Here is a 14,855-nt window from a genome sequence, read left to right as displayed (position 1 = left end):
CCCGCGGCTCCTTCGGGCGGCAGAGCGCGCAGGCATGAGAGAACTGCGATGTCCCTGTTCGAGCGCCTGTTCCAGCTGCAGCAGCACGGCACCACCGTGCGTACCGAACTGCTGGCCGGTGTCACCACGTTCCTGACGATGTCCTACATCGTCTTCGTCAACCCGGAAATCCTGGGCACCACCGGCATGGACGCCGGTGCAGTGTTCGTCGCCACCTGCCTGGCCGCCGCGCTGGGCTCGGCGGTGATGGCGCTGGCGGCCAACTTCCCGGTGGGCATGGCGCCGGGCATGGGACTGAACGCGTTCTTTGCGTTCACGGTGGTGGGCGCTGCGGGCCTGCCGTGGCAGCAGGCGCTGGGGGCGGTGTTCATTTCCGGCCTGGTGTTCCTGGTGCTGTCGCTGACCGGCGTGCGCGCGTGGCTGGTGGCCGGCATTCCGTCGTCACTGCGCTCGGCCATCGTGGCCGGCATCGGCCTGTTCCTGGCAATCATCGCGCTGCAGAAATCCGGGGTGATCGTCGGCAACGAAGACACCCTGGTGGCGCTGGGCCCGCTGAACACCGCGCCGCCGCTGCTGGCACTGGGTGGCTTCCTGCTGATCGCGGTGCTGGAAGCGCGCCGCGTGCGAGGTGCGATCCTGATCGGCATCCTCGCCGTCACCGCGGCGGGCTGGGCGCTGGGCGACGTGCAGTACCACGGCCTGGTGTCGCTGCCGCCCAGCCTGGCGCCGACCTTCCTGCAGCTGGACCTGCCCGGGCTGCTGCACCATGACGGCGGCGCGCCGATCGCGGTGCTGCTGCAGGTGGTGCTGGTGTTCGTGCTGGTGGAAGTGTTCGATGCCACCGGCACGCTGTACGGCGTGGTGGGCCGCGCCGGCCTGCTGAAACTGCCTGGCGCACAGAAGCGTTTCGGCCGTGCGCTGCTGGCCGACAGCACGGCCATCGTGGCCGGTTCGCTGCTGGGCACCAGCAGCACCACCGCCTTCGCCGAAAGCGCGTCGGGCGTGCAGGTGGGCGGCCGAACCGGGCTGACCGCGCTGGTGGTGTCGGCGCTGTTCCTGGCCGCGCTGCTGTTCTCGCCGCTGGCAGCGATGGTGCCGGCCTACGCCACGTCCCCTGCCCTGCTGTTCGTGGCCGGCCTGATGCTGCGCGAACTGGTGGAAGTGGACTGGAGCGACCTGACCGAATCGGTGCCGGCCGCACTGTGTGCACTGGCCATGCCGTTCACCTATTCCATCGCCAATGGCCTTGCGTTCGGCTTCATCGCCTACGCCGCGCTGAAGGCCGGCACCGGCCGCTGGCGCGAGGTGCACCCGGCGGTGTGGCTGGTGGCGGTGCTGTTCGTGCTGCGTTACGCGTTGGAGTGATCCCGTACGCCGGGCATGGCCCGGCGCTACCGGCCAATGATTCACCCGCTGCGCACGGTGCTCTGGGATGATGGGCGCATGTCGCCGCCCTTCCTGCCCTCCGATCCCGCTTCGCCGCTGCGCCGGCGCCTACTGCGTGCCGCCCTGCTGGCGCCGGTGGCAGGGGCGCTGGTCGGCCTGCCCGGTTGTTCGCTGCCGGTACAGGTCGACGGTACCTTCCTGCAGCCGTGGCGCAGCCACCTGCAATGGGGCATGGGCGACTGGCAGCGTTCGCTGCAGCTGGCGCGCACGCTGGGCTGCAGGCAGCTGGTGCTGCAATGGAGCGGCATCGTCGGCGGCGAGGATGGCGATTGGGCACTGCCCGACACCAGCATGCGCATGCTGTTCACCGCTGCAGCCGAAGCGGGTATCACGGTGCGCGTGGGTCTACCGTTCCAGCAGCGCTGGTGGAAGGCCATCGCCGGCGATGACGCAACCCTGCAGTCCTTCTTCGCCGACAGCCTGGCGCAGGCGCGCAGCTGGCTGGCGCAGGCCCCCTGGGCACGCCTGCAGGCCTTTGATGGCTGGTACGTGCCCTACGAACTCGAGCAGTATCACTGGGCCACGCCGGCACGCCAGCAGCAGCTGGCGCAGTGGCTGCAGGGCATCACCCAGGCCACCGCAGAACGTGGCGGCGACTGTGCCATTTCCTGTTACTTCAGCCGTCTTCCCACCGAGGGCAACCTGGTGACGTTGTGGGACACGGTGCTGGCGCAGGCGTCGTTGCGGCCGATGGTGCAGGACGGTGTGGGCGTGGCCGGTGCCGGCAACGTGCAGCAGCTGCAACCACTGCTGCAGTACCTGCGCGAGCGCGGCACGGCCTTCGATGCGATTGTCGAGCTGTTCCGCGAACTGCCGGGCGAAACCAACGATGGCACCCAGTTCAAGGGCGAAACCGCGGATGCTGCGCGCATCGAGCGGCAGCTGGCCTGGGCACGCGACAGTGGTGCGCAGCACGTGCTGGTCTACGCATTGGACCCATGGCTGTCGCAGGACACGCCCGAGGCGGCAGCCCTGCGTAAACGCTGGGGCCTGTAACGCAGAAGAGGGGACGGAGGGGATTAAGTCGTTTGCGGCACAAACGACTTAATCCCCTCCGTCCCCTTTTTTGCGTTACAGGGAGCGGCCAATGATGTCGCGCAGGATTTCGCTGGTGCCGCCGAAGATGCGCAATGCGCGGGCGTCGGCCCAGGCCCGGCCGATGCCGTACTCGCTGCTGTAACCATAGCCACCGTGCAGCTGCAGCAGGTCATCGAGCACCTTGCCCTGCAGTTCACTGGCGTTGAGCTTGGCCATCGCTGCGTTCAGCGGCAGCAGCCGCCCTTCCATCTGCTCGGCCAGGCAGTGGTCCAGGAAGCTGCGCAGCATCGCCAGCTGCGCGGCGGCCGAGGCCAGCACGAAGCGTGTGTTCTGATGGTCGATCAGCAACCGGCCGAATGCCTTGCGCTGACGCACATACCCCACGGTCTCCTGCAGCATGCCCTCGGCCGATGCGGCCGCGCGCAGGGCGATGGCCAGGCGCTCGGCGGCCAGCTGTTCTTCCAGATAGGAAAAACCGCGGCGTTCCTCGCCCAGCAGGTGGTCGGCGGGCACGAACACGTCTTCGAAGAAGAGTTCGGTGGTGTCCTGCGCATGCTGGCCGATCTTGACCATCGGCGCACCGCGGCTGACGCCGGGCTGCTGCAGGTCCACGCAGAACAGGCTGAGGCCACCGGCACCCAGTTCCGGCGCGACCGTGGCAACGACCACGGCCAGGTCTGCATTGCTGCCGTTGGTGATCCAGGTCTTCTGCCCGCTCAGCCGGTAGCCGCCGTCAACGGCCTCGGCGCGCGTGCGGATGGTCTTCAGGTCGCTGCCGGCACCGGGTTCGGTCATCGCAATGGCGCCGATGGCTTCCCCGCTGGCCATCTTCGGCAGCCAGGCATCGCGTACCACCGGCGTGGCGTACTGCATCAGATAGGGCGCGACCATGTCCGAATGGATCGAGAAGCCGATACCGAGGAAGTTCGCCCGCGCCAGTTCTTCGATCACGCAGGCGGCATGGCCGAAATCACCGCCCAGCCCGTAAGGTTCGGGCAACTGGCAGTTGAGCAGGCCGGCCTCGCCCGCTGCGCGCCACAGCGAGCGCGGGGTGATGCCATCGCGTTCCCACTGCGCGTAGTGCGGGGCGATGTGTTCATCGATGAAGCGTCGCACCTGTTCGCGGAACAGGTGGTGGTCGTCGCGGAAGACGGGGCGTTCGGCCATTGGATCAGCGGCCCACCGCGTCGGTGCCACTGAGCTGGCCCTGCAGCACTGGCGCGCTGGCGGTACCGGTCAGGAACAGGCTGTAGTGATCGCCAGGCTGCAATGCGGGCAGTTCCAGCGGCGTGCTTGCCTTGGCACCACAGCTGGCCACCAGGCGCGCCTTGACCGGGTTGATGCCACGCGCGGCACTGGCCCCGGCAGCCACCGCCGGGAACACCACCGGGCCCTTGTCGGCCATCGCCAGCGAGCCCTGCGCGCAGGCACCGGCCAGGTTGTAGAAGCGGATCTCGGCCTTCAGCGCATCGCTGGTGCCACCGCCATCCTGGAGCACCGCCACCGGCTTGGACGGCGTGGCCGCATCCAGCACCAGGGTGGTGAAACTGCCCGCGGCCACCGCCGCCTGGGTGCGCGCCTTGCCAGCCACGCGCACGGTGAACGGCTTGCCGCCTTCGACAATGGCGTAGCGGGTGGCGCGCGCGGCCGGGCCAACGCTCTGGTCGGCGCCATTGGCGATGCCGGCCTTGACCGCCGAGGTGCCCGGGTTGAGCACACGCACGAAGGCCGAACCCGCTGGCGGGCGCGGTGCATACAGCTGGGCCAGGCGCCCTTCCGGCGCGGCCTGCTGGGCGAAAGACGCGCACGGCGACAGCAGCAGCGCGGCGGCGATCAATGATTTCATCGGCAGGTTCATGCGGGTTTCTCCGTCGTGCGGAGCGTGCGCGCCAGGGCCTGGTAGCGCTGCTCCAGTTGCTTGCGGTCGACCTTGTTGCTGATCGTCTGCGGCAGGGCATCCACCGCGAACAGCTCTGAAGGCACCATGTAGGGGGGCATGTAGCGTTCGAGCTGGTCCTTCCAGTCGGCCAGCGCTTCGGGCACACGCTGCAGTTCGGCCGTGGCCGGCTGGGTGGTTTCAATGAAGCCGATCATCCGCACCAGGCTGCCATCGGGGCGGCGCAGCACCACCGCCGCGCCGGCCACCACGCCGGGCAGGCGGGCCAGGCCGACGTCGACCTCGGCCAGTTCGATGCGGTAGCCGTTGAGCTTGATCTGGTCATCGCGGCGGCCGCGGAAATAGAACCGTCCCTGCTCGTCCTGGTCGCCGAGGTCGCCACTGCGGTAGGCGCGCTTGCCGTTGTGCTCGAACAGCACGTCGGCGTCCAGATCCGGGCGTTCCAGGTAGCCGCGCATGACGTGGTCACCGGCCATGCAGATTTCGCCGTCGCGCAGGAACACCTCGGCATAGGGCTTGCCCACGCCGATCGGGAACGGGTTGGGTGCGGCCGCACGCAGCGCCGGGTCGATCTCCACCCAGGTGGTGGAGCAGGTCGCTTCGGTCGGCCCATAGGAATTGATGATGCGCACCTGCGGGAAGCGCGCCCACAGCTCCTCGGCCACGCGCGGGGTGAGCGATTCGGCACCGAACACGAACACGCGCAGATCCGGCAGATGCGCCGCGTCGAAGCGCGGGTTGAGGATCTGCTGGCGCACGAACGAAGGCGTGGATGCCCACACCGCCACCTTCGAATCACGCAGGTGATCGATGAAGTGTTCACTGCTGGCGATGACATCGCGCGGGCACAGCACGCAGCAGCCGCCCAGCCCCAGCGCGCCGCACAGGTCGAACAGCGAGAAATCGAAGCTGAACAGCATCTGGTTCATGAAGGCCGGGGCCGGGCCCAGGCGCAGGCAGTCGCGGATCCAGCCGGTGAACAGGGCCACGCTGTCGCGGCCGATCTGCACGCCCTTGGGATCGCCGGTGCTGCCGGAGGTGAACATGATGTAGGCCAGGTCCGGCACCGCCAGCGCGCGCGGTGACGCTGCGCCGGGCAGGAACGCATCGGCGGCCGCGTCGTAGACCGCCCGCGCATGCGTCAACGTGGTGATGCGCTGCAGCCGTGCCTGCGGATTGATGTTGTCCACCGGCACATAGGTGACGCCCATGCCGAGGCAGCCGAGCATGGCCACCACGAAGGCCGATTCCTTGTGGCCGGAAATGACCAGGGCATCGCCCTCGCCAAGACCGGCCGCGCGCGCGCGTTCGATCCAGTCCTGGGTGCTGCGGTACAGGCCGGCCCAGTCCATCACGCCGTCAGCGGCGTGCAGGGCCGGCGCCTGCGGGGCGACCTCCAGTTCGGCAAAGCGGCATTGATCGAAATCGAAATACATCGCGCTGTCTCCGGCGCCGTTGAAGAGATGCAGAGCCGAGCGTGGGCCCGGCTCTACAGGATCAGCGCGCGCTGTGCTCGGCCACGTAGTCGGCCAGCACCTGCACCGAATCGACCAGGGTGTCGATCTCATCCACCGGCAGGGTCACGCCCAGGCGGTCCTTGACCTCGACCATCAGCTGCACCTTGGACATCGAGTCGAACAGCGACTCCATGTACTCATCCGGCTGCACGCGCGTGCCGATCACCGATTCCACGATGTCGATCAGCTGGTTCTGGATCGTCTGCTTGTCCATGTTGGTGTCTACCTTGTCAGAACTGGAAATAAAGGAATCGTGTTTCTTTGTGCAGGTTGAGCAGGCACAGCGCCAGCATCACCAGCATGATGAGCAGCCAGGCCACGTTCGGCTGCCAGCGCATCCACGCACGCGGTGCCGGGTTCGGCTTGGCCAGCGAGGGCGAGTACACGCCCATGATCTGGTGTGCGTTGGGCGCCAGCCAGACGATGGCCAGTGACACCACGATATACAGCAGCTGCAGGTGGTGGCCCAGCAGCAGGCGCAGGCCGTCGGCAAGCGCAAGGCCGCCCACATGGCCCAGGTTTTCCATGCTTTCCCAGCCGCGCACGCCGAACATGCCCTGCACCAGCTGCCAGGCATCGTGCACGCCCTCGGCGCGGAAGAAGGCCTGGGCCACCAGCACGGCGCCGAAGGTGAGCAGCAGGTAGCCAACGTGCTGCAGCGGGTTGAGCGTGCGCAGGGCCGCCGGCTTGCGGCCACCGACGAACACGCGCCAGGCGTGGTTGATGGCCAGGTAGCCCGCATGCAGCAGGCCGAAGATGAGGAACTGCAGGCCGGCACCATGCCAGATGCCGGCCAGGCCCATCGCCCAGACCGTGGGCAGCACGATCATCGACAGGAAGCCGCCGGCGGTGGATACCGCGGCCGGACCGGTGGCGCGGCCATGGCGGGTCCGCCAGCGGGTGACCGCCATCGCCACCGGGTAGTACAGGTAGGCGGTGATGTAGCGGGTGAGCGTCATGTGCCAGCGCGCCCAGAAGTCGATGATGCTGGTGGCCTTGTAAGGCGAATTGAAGTTGAGCGGGAAGCGGATGCCGAACATCCGGGCCAGGCCCAGCGCCATGTCCGAATAGCCGGAAAAATCGAAGTACAGCTGCAGCGCATAGGTCAGCGCGGTGGCCCACGCGCCCCAGAACTGCACGTCACCGGTGGAGGCAAACCCCGCATCGGCATACGGCGCCAGGGTGTCGGCCAGCAGCACTTTCTTGGCCAGGCCGATGACGAACAGCATGCCGCCGATGGACAGGTTCTCAGCCTGGAAGCGGTAGGTTTCGCGCTTGCTGAACTGCGGCATCATCTCCTTGTGGTGGAGGATGGGGCCGGCGATCAGGTGCGGGAAGAAGGTCACGAACAGGACGTAGCTGAGCGGACTGCGGTCGTTGACCACCCCGGCGCGGCAATCGAGCAGATAGCCGATCTGGGTGAAGGTGAAGAAGGAAATGCCCAGCGGCAGGATCAGCGCGTCCATCGGGCCGACGTTGAAGCCCAGGTCGTGGACGAAGGTCACCATCGCGGCGAAATACTTGTAGTGCACCAGCAGCAGGATGTCGGCGGCTACACCGAAGGCCGTGGCCAGCAGCTGCAGGCGTGGCCGCTTGGCCAGCGCCAGGATGACCAGACTGACCAGGTAGTTGAAGACGATCGAGCCGGCCAGCAGGATGACGAACTGCGGGTTCCACCAGCCGTAGAAGACGATGGAGGCCACACACAGCCACAGCGCCGCCAGCCGGGGCTGCAGCGCGCCCAGCAGGTAGTGCACGCCCAGTGCGATCGGCAGGAACACCAGCAGGAACAGGAAGGAGTTGAACAGCATGGTCGGTCGGCGCTCAGTCGATACCGGCCAATGCCTTCTGCTCGCCATCAGTCAGCGGCAGGGACAGGGCCATTTCGGAAAATTCCCAGATCACCAGTTTCAGGGTTGGCGGCCACGTCGCCTGCTGCGGCAACGCCGTCAGCAGCGCGCCGGAGAACTGGCCGCCATCCATGCTCTGGTTCCACACCTCGCGCCCCAGGCCGTGGCCCAGGCGTTCGGCAAACAGGCTGCGCCGGCCGTTGGAACTGCCCAGCAGCAGCACCTCCACCGGCGGCGTGTCATCCAGCAGGCCGCCGCTGCGGACCGGGGCGATCACCTGCTCCGGTTCCTGGTCCAGCGTGGGCCGCCAGGCCGGCGGGGCATGCTCCAGCCCAGCCAGCACGATCAGGTCGCCCATGCGCGGCTTCGGTGCGCCCAGCGCGCCGACGTCGAACGCCTGGCCGCCCTGCCCGCCCAGCAGCGGCAGCGCCGCAGCGGTGACGGCGTCGGCCGCGCGCTGTGCGCCGATCCGGTTCATGTGCACATCGGTGCGGAAGAACACTGGCGCGTCCTGCCCGGACAACACCGGCAGCAGGTCCACGCTGGGCACCCTGGCTGCAGCCAGCGCCTGCTGCCATTGCCCATAGCGCGCGCGCATCGGTTCGGAATAGCGCAGGCCACAGGTATGCGCCTGCTCGATGCGCGATTTGTCCGGTACCACCACCACCAGCAGCTGCCCCCCCTTGGCCTGCAGCTGCTGCGACCAGTGCTGCATGAGGCGGATGCGATCGGCGAACACCTTCGCTCCCGCGCCGGGTTGCGGTCGCAGGCCATCGCGGTAGAACAGCCAGTCGGGGCAGCCCAGGGCTACCTGGTCGCCGGTATCACCCAGCAGACGGTAGCGCAGCGCTGCGCCAACCAGATCGCCTTCGTTCTGGATCGGCAGGCGCAGCGCCTGGTTGATCGCCTGGCCGGCTTCGCCGTCGGCCCACTTGGAGGGGAGCAGCTTCTCGGCCGGCAGCTTGGCGTTGGCCAGCATCCAGCCGCCGGCGCAGGCGCCGATCAACAGCAGGGCCGACACCACCACCGCGGTCAAGCGGTGGGCGCGCGGCGGGGCAGCAGGTGGCAGGGGCGCAGGCGCCCCGGGACGGGCATTCATCGGTTTACTGCCCCAGTGCCTTGTGCAGCCGCACCTTCCACTGCTCGGGCGTCATGATCGAGGCGTTGTCCCACTGGCCGCGCGCATCCGGCCCCTGCGGATAGGAAGGCTCGAACATCTGCCACACCAGCACCTGCGGCTTGTTCTGCTTGAACTCCGGCGATTCCAGATATTCCAGCAGCATCACCCAGTGGCCGACGTTGCCGGGCTTCCAGTTCACCGACACCGGCCGGTCGATCAGGTTGGACAGCTTCTGCGGGAAGCCGAAGTACGGCTGCACCATGCTGTGGCCGGTCACGTGCACCGGTGCCGGGCCGTCGTCCAGCAGCGACTGCTGTTCGGCCTGGCGGCGCACGGTGAAGGTATCGCGGCCGATGGCCTTGCGCTGGTCATCGGTGAGGAATAGCTCGGCCAGATCGCCGAAGCGGCGCTCCTTGATCTCGCTGCCCAGGGCCATGCCACTGCCCGCCTGCCCGGCCAGGGTCGGAACCTGTTCCTTGACCTTGGCGGCCACCGCAGCGGCGATGGCATCGGCAGCGGGCTGGGTCCAGTGCTGGTCGCTGCGGTAGAACACATCCTGACCACCCTGCTTGACCTGGCGCATCGCCTGCAGTGCATCGACGGCCGGTACCTGGGCCTTGCCCAGCCCGTCCAGTTCCAGTGCATAGCGGCCACGCACCGCATCGCCCAGGCGCTTGCCATCGGGCAGCTTGTCTTCATAGAACAGCGTCTTGTCCGGCAGCACCAGCACCTGCAGCTTCACGCCGGCCGCTGCCAGTGTGCGCTGCGCTTCGGCAATCAGCGCGGTATTGCGGGCGACGGCGGCCGTATCCACCTCGGTCAGGCTGCCCCAGGCCGGGAACAGCCAGCCGTCTTTGCCGATCAGCACGATGGACGAATCCTGGCTGGCCGGCGCGATCGGGGCTGCCGGTGCCTGGGCCTGCAGCGGACCGGCGGCGGCCAGCGCGCACAGCGCAGCCAACAGGAGCGCGCGCGGGCGTCGCACGGGCGTTGCTATGGAAACACTCTTCATCGGCAGATCCTTCTTGCAGCGTCAGTAGTACAGGGTGGCGGTGGCGAACAGGCCCTTGGCACGCTGGGTGTCGCCGCCGCCGATGGCGAAGCGGTAGGACACCGACAGGTCCAGGTAGGAGCGTGCCGCGTTGTAGTGGTCTTCGCGGAACCAGTAACGCAGGCCGAGGCCCGGACCGGCCCCCAGCGACCAGGTGCGCTGGGTGTCGGACAGGTTGAACGACTGCGTGCCGATGCCGGGGTAGTCGATGCCCCGTACCCGCGACCGCTGGTCCTGCCAGTCCGCCCCCAGCACCACATAGGGGGTCAGCAGCCAACGGGTCTGGTCGGCACCAAAACGGTAGTTGCGGCCCGCGCGCAGTTCGGCGGCAGCAAAGGCCTGCTGGCGACGCAGGCGGCCGGTGGAGTCACTCACGCGCTGCGACGGTTCGCCGTTGGCATCGAGTGCATCGACGGTGAAGTGGGCGCGGTTGTCGTCCCAGCTCAGGCCGGCCTGGGCATAGCCACTGACCGTCCACCACTGGCTGACATCGGTGCGGATGCCCGTGCCTTTGTAGAAGCCATAGGTGGCATAGGTCATCCAGCCACCGGCGCTGCCGTCGAGCCGGTAACGGGCCAGCAGGTTGGCCTGCAGCGGGCGCTCGGATTCGATCTGGATCTGGCAGCGGATGGCCGCCGAATCGGCATAGATGCCACCGCGGCGGGTAGCGCTGCCGAGGAACTGGCGGCGCTCCAGGCCAACGCTGAAACCGCTCTGCCCGAACGTATAACGCGCGCCGAACGAACCGATGGTGGACGGCCAGCCGGCGACTGAACGCGAACGGCTGAGGCGCTCGGCACGTTCGCGGGAATCAGGCGTTTCCACCCCGGTGCAGGGGTCCACGAACAGCAGCGATTCGAACGTGCCGCCTTCGTCGTACAGCGTATTGGCGATACGCGCGTACAGCTCCAGCGTGCCGTGCTGGTTGTTGGTGGCCTGTGGCCGCCAGAACGCTTCCAGCGTACTGAACACCGAGGCGCCAGGGGTGCTGATGGAGGCACCGCCCAGATTCGTTGCGGCCTGGCGCGAGCCGCGATAGCCGGCCGAAGCGGTAATGCCCCAGTCGCGCGAGTAACCGGCGATGGCGCTGCGCGTGTTGTAGCGCTGCGCCTTGTCCAGCGGCAGCTGGCCAGCATCGGCAGCGTCGATGGCACCGCGCAGCAGGGTGACGGCCTGGCGCTGGTCGCCGACCGCCGCACTTGCGTAGGCCTGGTCCATCACCACGGTTCGCGGCGCCTTGCCGGTCGCCTCGGCTGCACGGAAGTCAGCCAGCGCCAGCGCGGGTTCGCGCGCAGCCTGGTTGAGATAGCCACGCTGCATCAGCAGGCCGGCATCGTCGGGGTGCGCGGCCAGGGCCGTTTCCAGGCGCTGAAGGGCCTCGCCCTGCTGCCCGCGGTTGCCCGCGGCCAGCGTGGTGGTCAGCAGGGCCTGCAGCGTCGCGTTGTCCGGCGACTCCTGCACGGCCTGACGCGCCTCGGTGATGGCCTTCTGGTAGTCCTGGCGGCCAAAGGCAGCATAGGCACGCTGGGCCGGGCCACCGTCACCCTGCAGGTCGGCAGGCATCAGTTCGCACTGGGTGCCATAGGGCGTATCGCGGCACTGCTGGAACGGCGCAGGATAGGACTGCAGGGTGAGGGTCTGCCCGGCGCGTGCACTGTGGATCGCCTTGGCCCGCTCGGCGATCGCCTCGCGGATGCCCTGCCGGTTCTTTTCGTCCTCGTCGGCCAGCGTGTCGGCCTGCAGGGGCGCCAGCAGGGTGGTGGCGCGCTCGCGGTCACCGGCGGCCACGGCGGCATCCACCGCCAGCAGGCGCACGTTGCGCTGCTGCTGGCTGTCCAGCCAATCCTGTTTCAGCGCAGCGTCGAAATCGGCGTTGGCCTGCACCGTGTTGCCCTGCCGCTGGCGCAGATAGGCCCGCATCACCAGGGCAACGGTGTCGTCCGCATCATTGTCCAGCGCCTGGTCGGCGGTCTGTTCAGCGTCGGCCAGCTTGCCATCGAGCAACTGCGAGGTCATCAGCAGCAAGCGATGCGAGGCCACGTCAGGGGCGCGTGCCACCGCTTCGCGGGCGAAGCCGGTGGCCGCGCTGAAATCCTGGGCGATCAGTGCCTGGTAGCCATCCTGTGCCGGCTTCACCGCACGCTGGCGGCCAAGGGCCACGCGCTTGGCACGCAGATCGGCCACGTTCGGTGCCCCCAGCTGAAGCGCCGTGGCGGCGGCCGCGTCGGCCTGCTCCAGCTGCTGCTGCGCTTCCAGCGAGGCAACCCACAGCATGGCCCACGCACCCTGCTGGGGCTGCTGGCGGAAGGCTTCTTCGGCCTTGCTGGCGGCAACGGTCATCTGGTCGTTGTTGTAGGCGGTGTACGCCTCGGTCGCGATGGCGAACGACTGCTGGTAAGCGCGTTCTGCCGCTGTCTGCCTGGCCACCGGTGCAGCACGCGCGCCCGCCGCAGCGGCCGGCGCAGTGGCCAGCCCCGGCAACGCAGGATCCTTCAAGCCCGCATCCAGGGCACTGCGCGCCTGCTGCCGTGCCTCGTCAGCGCGGCCGAGCTTCTGCAGCGAATAGATCTTCAGCAGGCGCAGGCGCACCACGTCCGGGCGCAGCCGCGCTGCTTCATTGGCCTGGCGGTACGCACTGCTGTAATCGCCGCGCTCGTAGGCGGAAAACGCCTGTTCGGCCAGTCGATAGGCCGGGCCGGACAAGGGCAGCGCGTCGTCGGCATGCGCAGGCAGTGACACAGCGGTGGCCAGGGCAACGGCAATGACGGTGGACAGCAGCGTTGTCTTCATGCCGGTTGTACTCCAGGCGGCGACGACTGCAGCAGGGCAGCACGCCGACGTTGTTCTTCCATGGCCTGGGCGATGGCCTGTTCAGTGGCGATGCCCCTGGTCACCAGGTAATCACCGATGCGGCCGTCGCGCTGCGGCTTGTACTCATCCAGTGCCGCTTCGAAACGCGCATGGTCGATCAGGCGCATTTCCACCAGCAGGTCACCCAGCAGCGGCACGGTGTCGATGCGCCACTGTTCGGCGCCGCCGATCATGCGCAGGCCGGCATTGATCTCGCTTTCGCGGGCCACGGTCTGTTCAATATGGGCGCTGCCGGTTTCCTGCTTCAGCAGGGCCAGCGCGGCATCGGACAGCGGGTTGGCCACGGCCAGCCGCAGCGTGTCTTCGCGCACGCGCGGCAGCGGCAGCATGCGCCACTGCACGCAGGCATCGACGCTGACCGGGAATTCGCCTGCGGAAAGGTAATCGACATCGATCACCGCACGCTGCATGTCGCCCTGGAAGGCGATGGCCTCGGCCAGGGTTTCATCGTCCAGCCAACCCTGCGACAGCAGGATGCGGCCCAGCGGCTGCTGGCGGCCGCCCTTCTGCTGCTGCAGCGCTTCTTCCAGGCGCTCGGGTTCGATCGCCTGCCAGGTGGTCAGCAGTTCGCCCAGGCGCTTGCGGGTCTGCACCAGGGCCGACGCATCGGGGAAGTCGTGCATGGTCTTGTCCCAGACCATGCGCTTGCCGAACAGCAGGTAGGCCAGGAACATCTTCCAGGCACGGGCAGTGGCCATGAAGTTGACCATGTTGCCGACCACCATGCGCGGGATCGACATCAGGGCGTGTTCCCAGCCATACAGCCGGTTGACGAAGTAGAAACGCTGCACCACGCGCGTTGCCAGCGCGGCGGTGGTCAGCAGCGCGATGTTCATCTGCCACGTGCCGGCCTGGAACACGCTGGGGTACTGCACGGTCCACACGCCGGTCGCCTTCAGCACCCAGAACAGCAGCAGCTGCAGGAAGATGAGGTAGGCGATGATGCTGACGAAGGAGGTGATGATGCCCTTGCGGTCACGCGCCAGCAGGTACTTGGTTGCCAGCGAACCACGCCAGCCCAGGGTTTCCCAGCTCTGCAGACCGATGCCCAGCACCCAGCGTGCCTTCTGCCGGTACGAGGCGCGGAAGTTGTCGGGGAAATACTCACGCACGCACAGGGCCATCTGCTGGGTGCGCTCGCGCACCGGGCCCCAGCCGAACCACGACGGCCGCCGCACCAGGAACTGCACCGGGAAGCGGGCGAAGATCGAATGCATGCCCATCGCCGCCAGGCGCGCACCGACGTCGTAATCCTCGGTGAGGCTGTCGGTGTTGAACGGCTGGTTGTCGGTGGCTTCGCTCAGCGCCAGCAACGCCCGGCGCGAGAAGCAGGTGCCCACCCCGGCCGACGGCACCATGCCCGAGACGCTCTCGCGCACGACCAGGTCCTTGGCGTGCCATTCGGCGAACTCGTCCATGTACACGCCGGCCACCAGTTCGTACCACTCGCGGTCCAGCGAGGTCACCGGCAGCTGGATCATGTCCTTGCGCGGCAGCAGGTAGTTGAAGAAGCGCAGCTCCATCGGGTGCAGCACGTCTTCGCTGTCATGCAGGATGACCCCGGCGAACTCGGTGTCATGGCGTTTCTCGTAATCGAAGATCGCCAGGATCAGCCAGTTCAGGCAGTCGGCCTTGCTGGTCGGACCATCGTGCGGCACTTCCACGCGACGCAGGCGCTTGTAGCGCCGGCGCATGCGCTCGACTTCATCGATGGTCGCCTGGTCGTTGGGGTAGGTGCCCACGAACACGACGTACTCGCGGTAATCGAGCACGTTGATCATGTTCTCGACCATCTGCGCGATGACGTCGTATTCCATCCACGCCGGCACCATGATCGCCAGCGGTTGCTCCGGCCGCTGCAGCAGGTCCTGCTGGGTCAGCGGCTTGTACTCGCTGCGCTTCTTGACGGTCAGCGTGCGCCAGGTTTCACGGGTCCAGTACCAGAGATCGATGAACAGATCATCGAGGCTGGAGATCAGGATCAGCACGGCCACTGCCGCCGCCACTGTTTCCAGGGCGGCGAAGTAGTTGGCCAGCTGGATGTTCCAGAACAGACCGTCCACGG

11 protein-coding genes are annotated in these 14,855 nt (G+C 67.7%); 2 read left to right on the top strand and 9 right to left on the bottom strand.

Translation table 11 applies throughout. From position 1 onward, the window contains the following. Positions 1-48: 48 nt before the first annotated feature. Together VER16_RS03190 and VER16_RS03185 are read left to right on the top strand one after the other, a co-directional pair. Positions 49-1,365, top strand: coding sequence for an NCS2 family permease (locus VER16_RS03190; RefSeq protein ID WP_324805436.1), 1,317 nt, complete (start codon positions 49-51; stop codon positions 1,363-1,365). 78 nt (positions 1,366-1,443) lie between these two features. Then, entirely contained in the window at positions 1,444-2,442 is a 999-nt protein-coding gene (locus VER16_RS03185) for a DUF4434 domain-containing protein (protein WP_324805435.1), read from the top strand. A 75-nt stretch (positions 2,443-2,517) separates the two neighbouring features. Here VER16_RS03185 and VER16_RS03180 read toward each other — a convergent pair whose 3' ends face one another. The 9 genes from VER16_RS03180 to VER16_RS03140 form a co-directional block, all read right to left on the bottom strand. Further along, the gene (locus tag VER16_RS03180; protein ID WP_324805434.1) at positions 2,518-3,651 is read right to left on the bottom strand and encodes an acyl-CoA dehydrogenase family protein; all 1,134 of its coding nucleotides are present in this window, start codon (positions 3,649-3,651) and stop codon (positions 2,518-2,520) included. A gap of 4 nt (positions 3,652-3,655) precedes the next feature. Further along, positions 3,656-4,342 (bottom strand): alginate O-acetyltransferase AlgF, encoded by a 687-nt coding sequence (locus tag VER16_RS03175; RefSeq protein ID WP_324805433.1) that lies wholly within the window; start codon positions 4,340-4,342, stop codon positions 3,656-3,658. Beyond that, positions 4,339-5,817, bottom strand: coding sequence for an AMP-binding protein (locus tag VER16_RS03170; protein ID WP_324805432.1), 1,479 nt, complete (start codon positions 5,815-5,817; stop codon positions 4,339-4,341). The genes VER16_RS03175 and VER16_RS03170 overlap by 4 nt, the downstream gene beginning before the upstream one ends. 61 nt (positions 5,818-5,878) lie before the next feature. Beyond that, entirely contained in the window at positions 5,879-6,112 is a 234-nt protein-coding gene (locus VER16_RS03165) for an acyl carrier protein (protein WP_324805431.1), read from the bottom strand. A gap of 16 nt (positions 6,113-6,128) precedes the next feature. After that, positions 6,129-7,709 carry an MBOAT family O-acyltransferase gene (locus VER16_RS03160; RefSeq protein ID WP_324805430.1) on the bottom strand — a complete coding sequence of 527 codons (1,581 nt, stop codon included), beginning with the start codon at positions 7,707-7,709 and terminating at the stop codon, positions 6,129-6,131. Between the two features lie 13 nt (positions 7,710-7,722). Next, the gene (locus VER16_RS03155; RefSeq protein ID WP_324805429.1) at positions 7,723-8,847 is read right to left on the bottom strand and encodes an alginate O-acetyltransferase AlgX-related protein; all 1,125 of its coding nucleotides are present in this window, start codon (positions 8,845-8,847) and stop codon (positions 7,723-7,725) included. Between the two features lie 4 nt (positions 8,848-8,851). Continuing rightward, on the bottom strand, positions 8,852-9,880 hold the full coding sequence (locus VER16_RS03150) for an alginate O-acetyltransferase AlgX-related protein (protein WP_324805428.1): 1,029 nt from the start codon (positions 9,878-9,880) through the stop codon (positions 8,852-8,854). 21 nt (positions 9,881-9,901) lie between these two features. After that, a complete protein-coding gene (locus VER16_RS03145) occupies positions 9,902-12,709 on the bottom strand; it encodes an NfrA family protein (protein WP_324805427.1) in 2,808 nt (935 codons plus the stop codon). Continuing rightward, entirely contained in the window at positions 12,706-14,853 is a 2,148-nt protein-coding gene (locus tag VER16_RS03140) for a glycosyl transferase family protein (RefSeq protein WP_324805426.1), read from the bottom strand. Before VER16_RS03140 ends, VER16_RS03145 begins: the two co-directional genes overlap by 4 nt. Positions 14,854-14,855: the final 2 nt, after the last annotated feature.

The sequence above is a fragment of the Stenotrophomonas sp. genome, from assembly GCF_035634915.1.
In the GTDB taxonomy this organism is placed as follows: Bacteria; Pseudomonadota; Gammaproteobacteria; order Xanthomonadales; family Xanthomonadaceae; genus Stenotrophomonas.
This window is presented reverse-complemented; position numbering and strand designations above follow the sequence as displayed.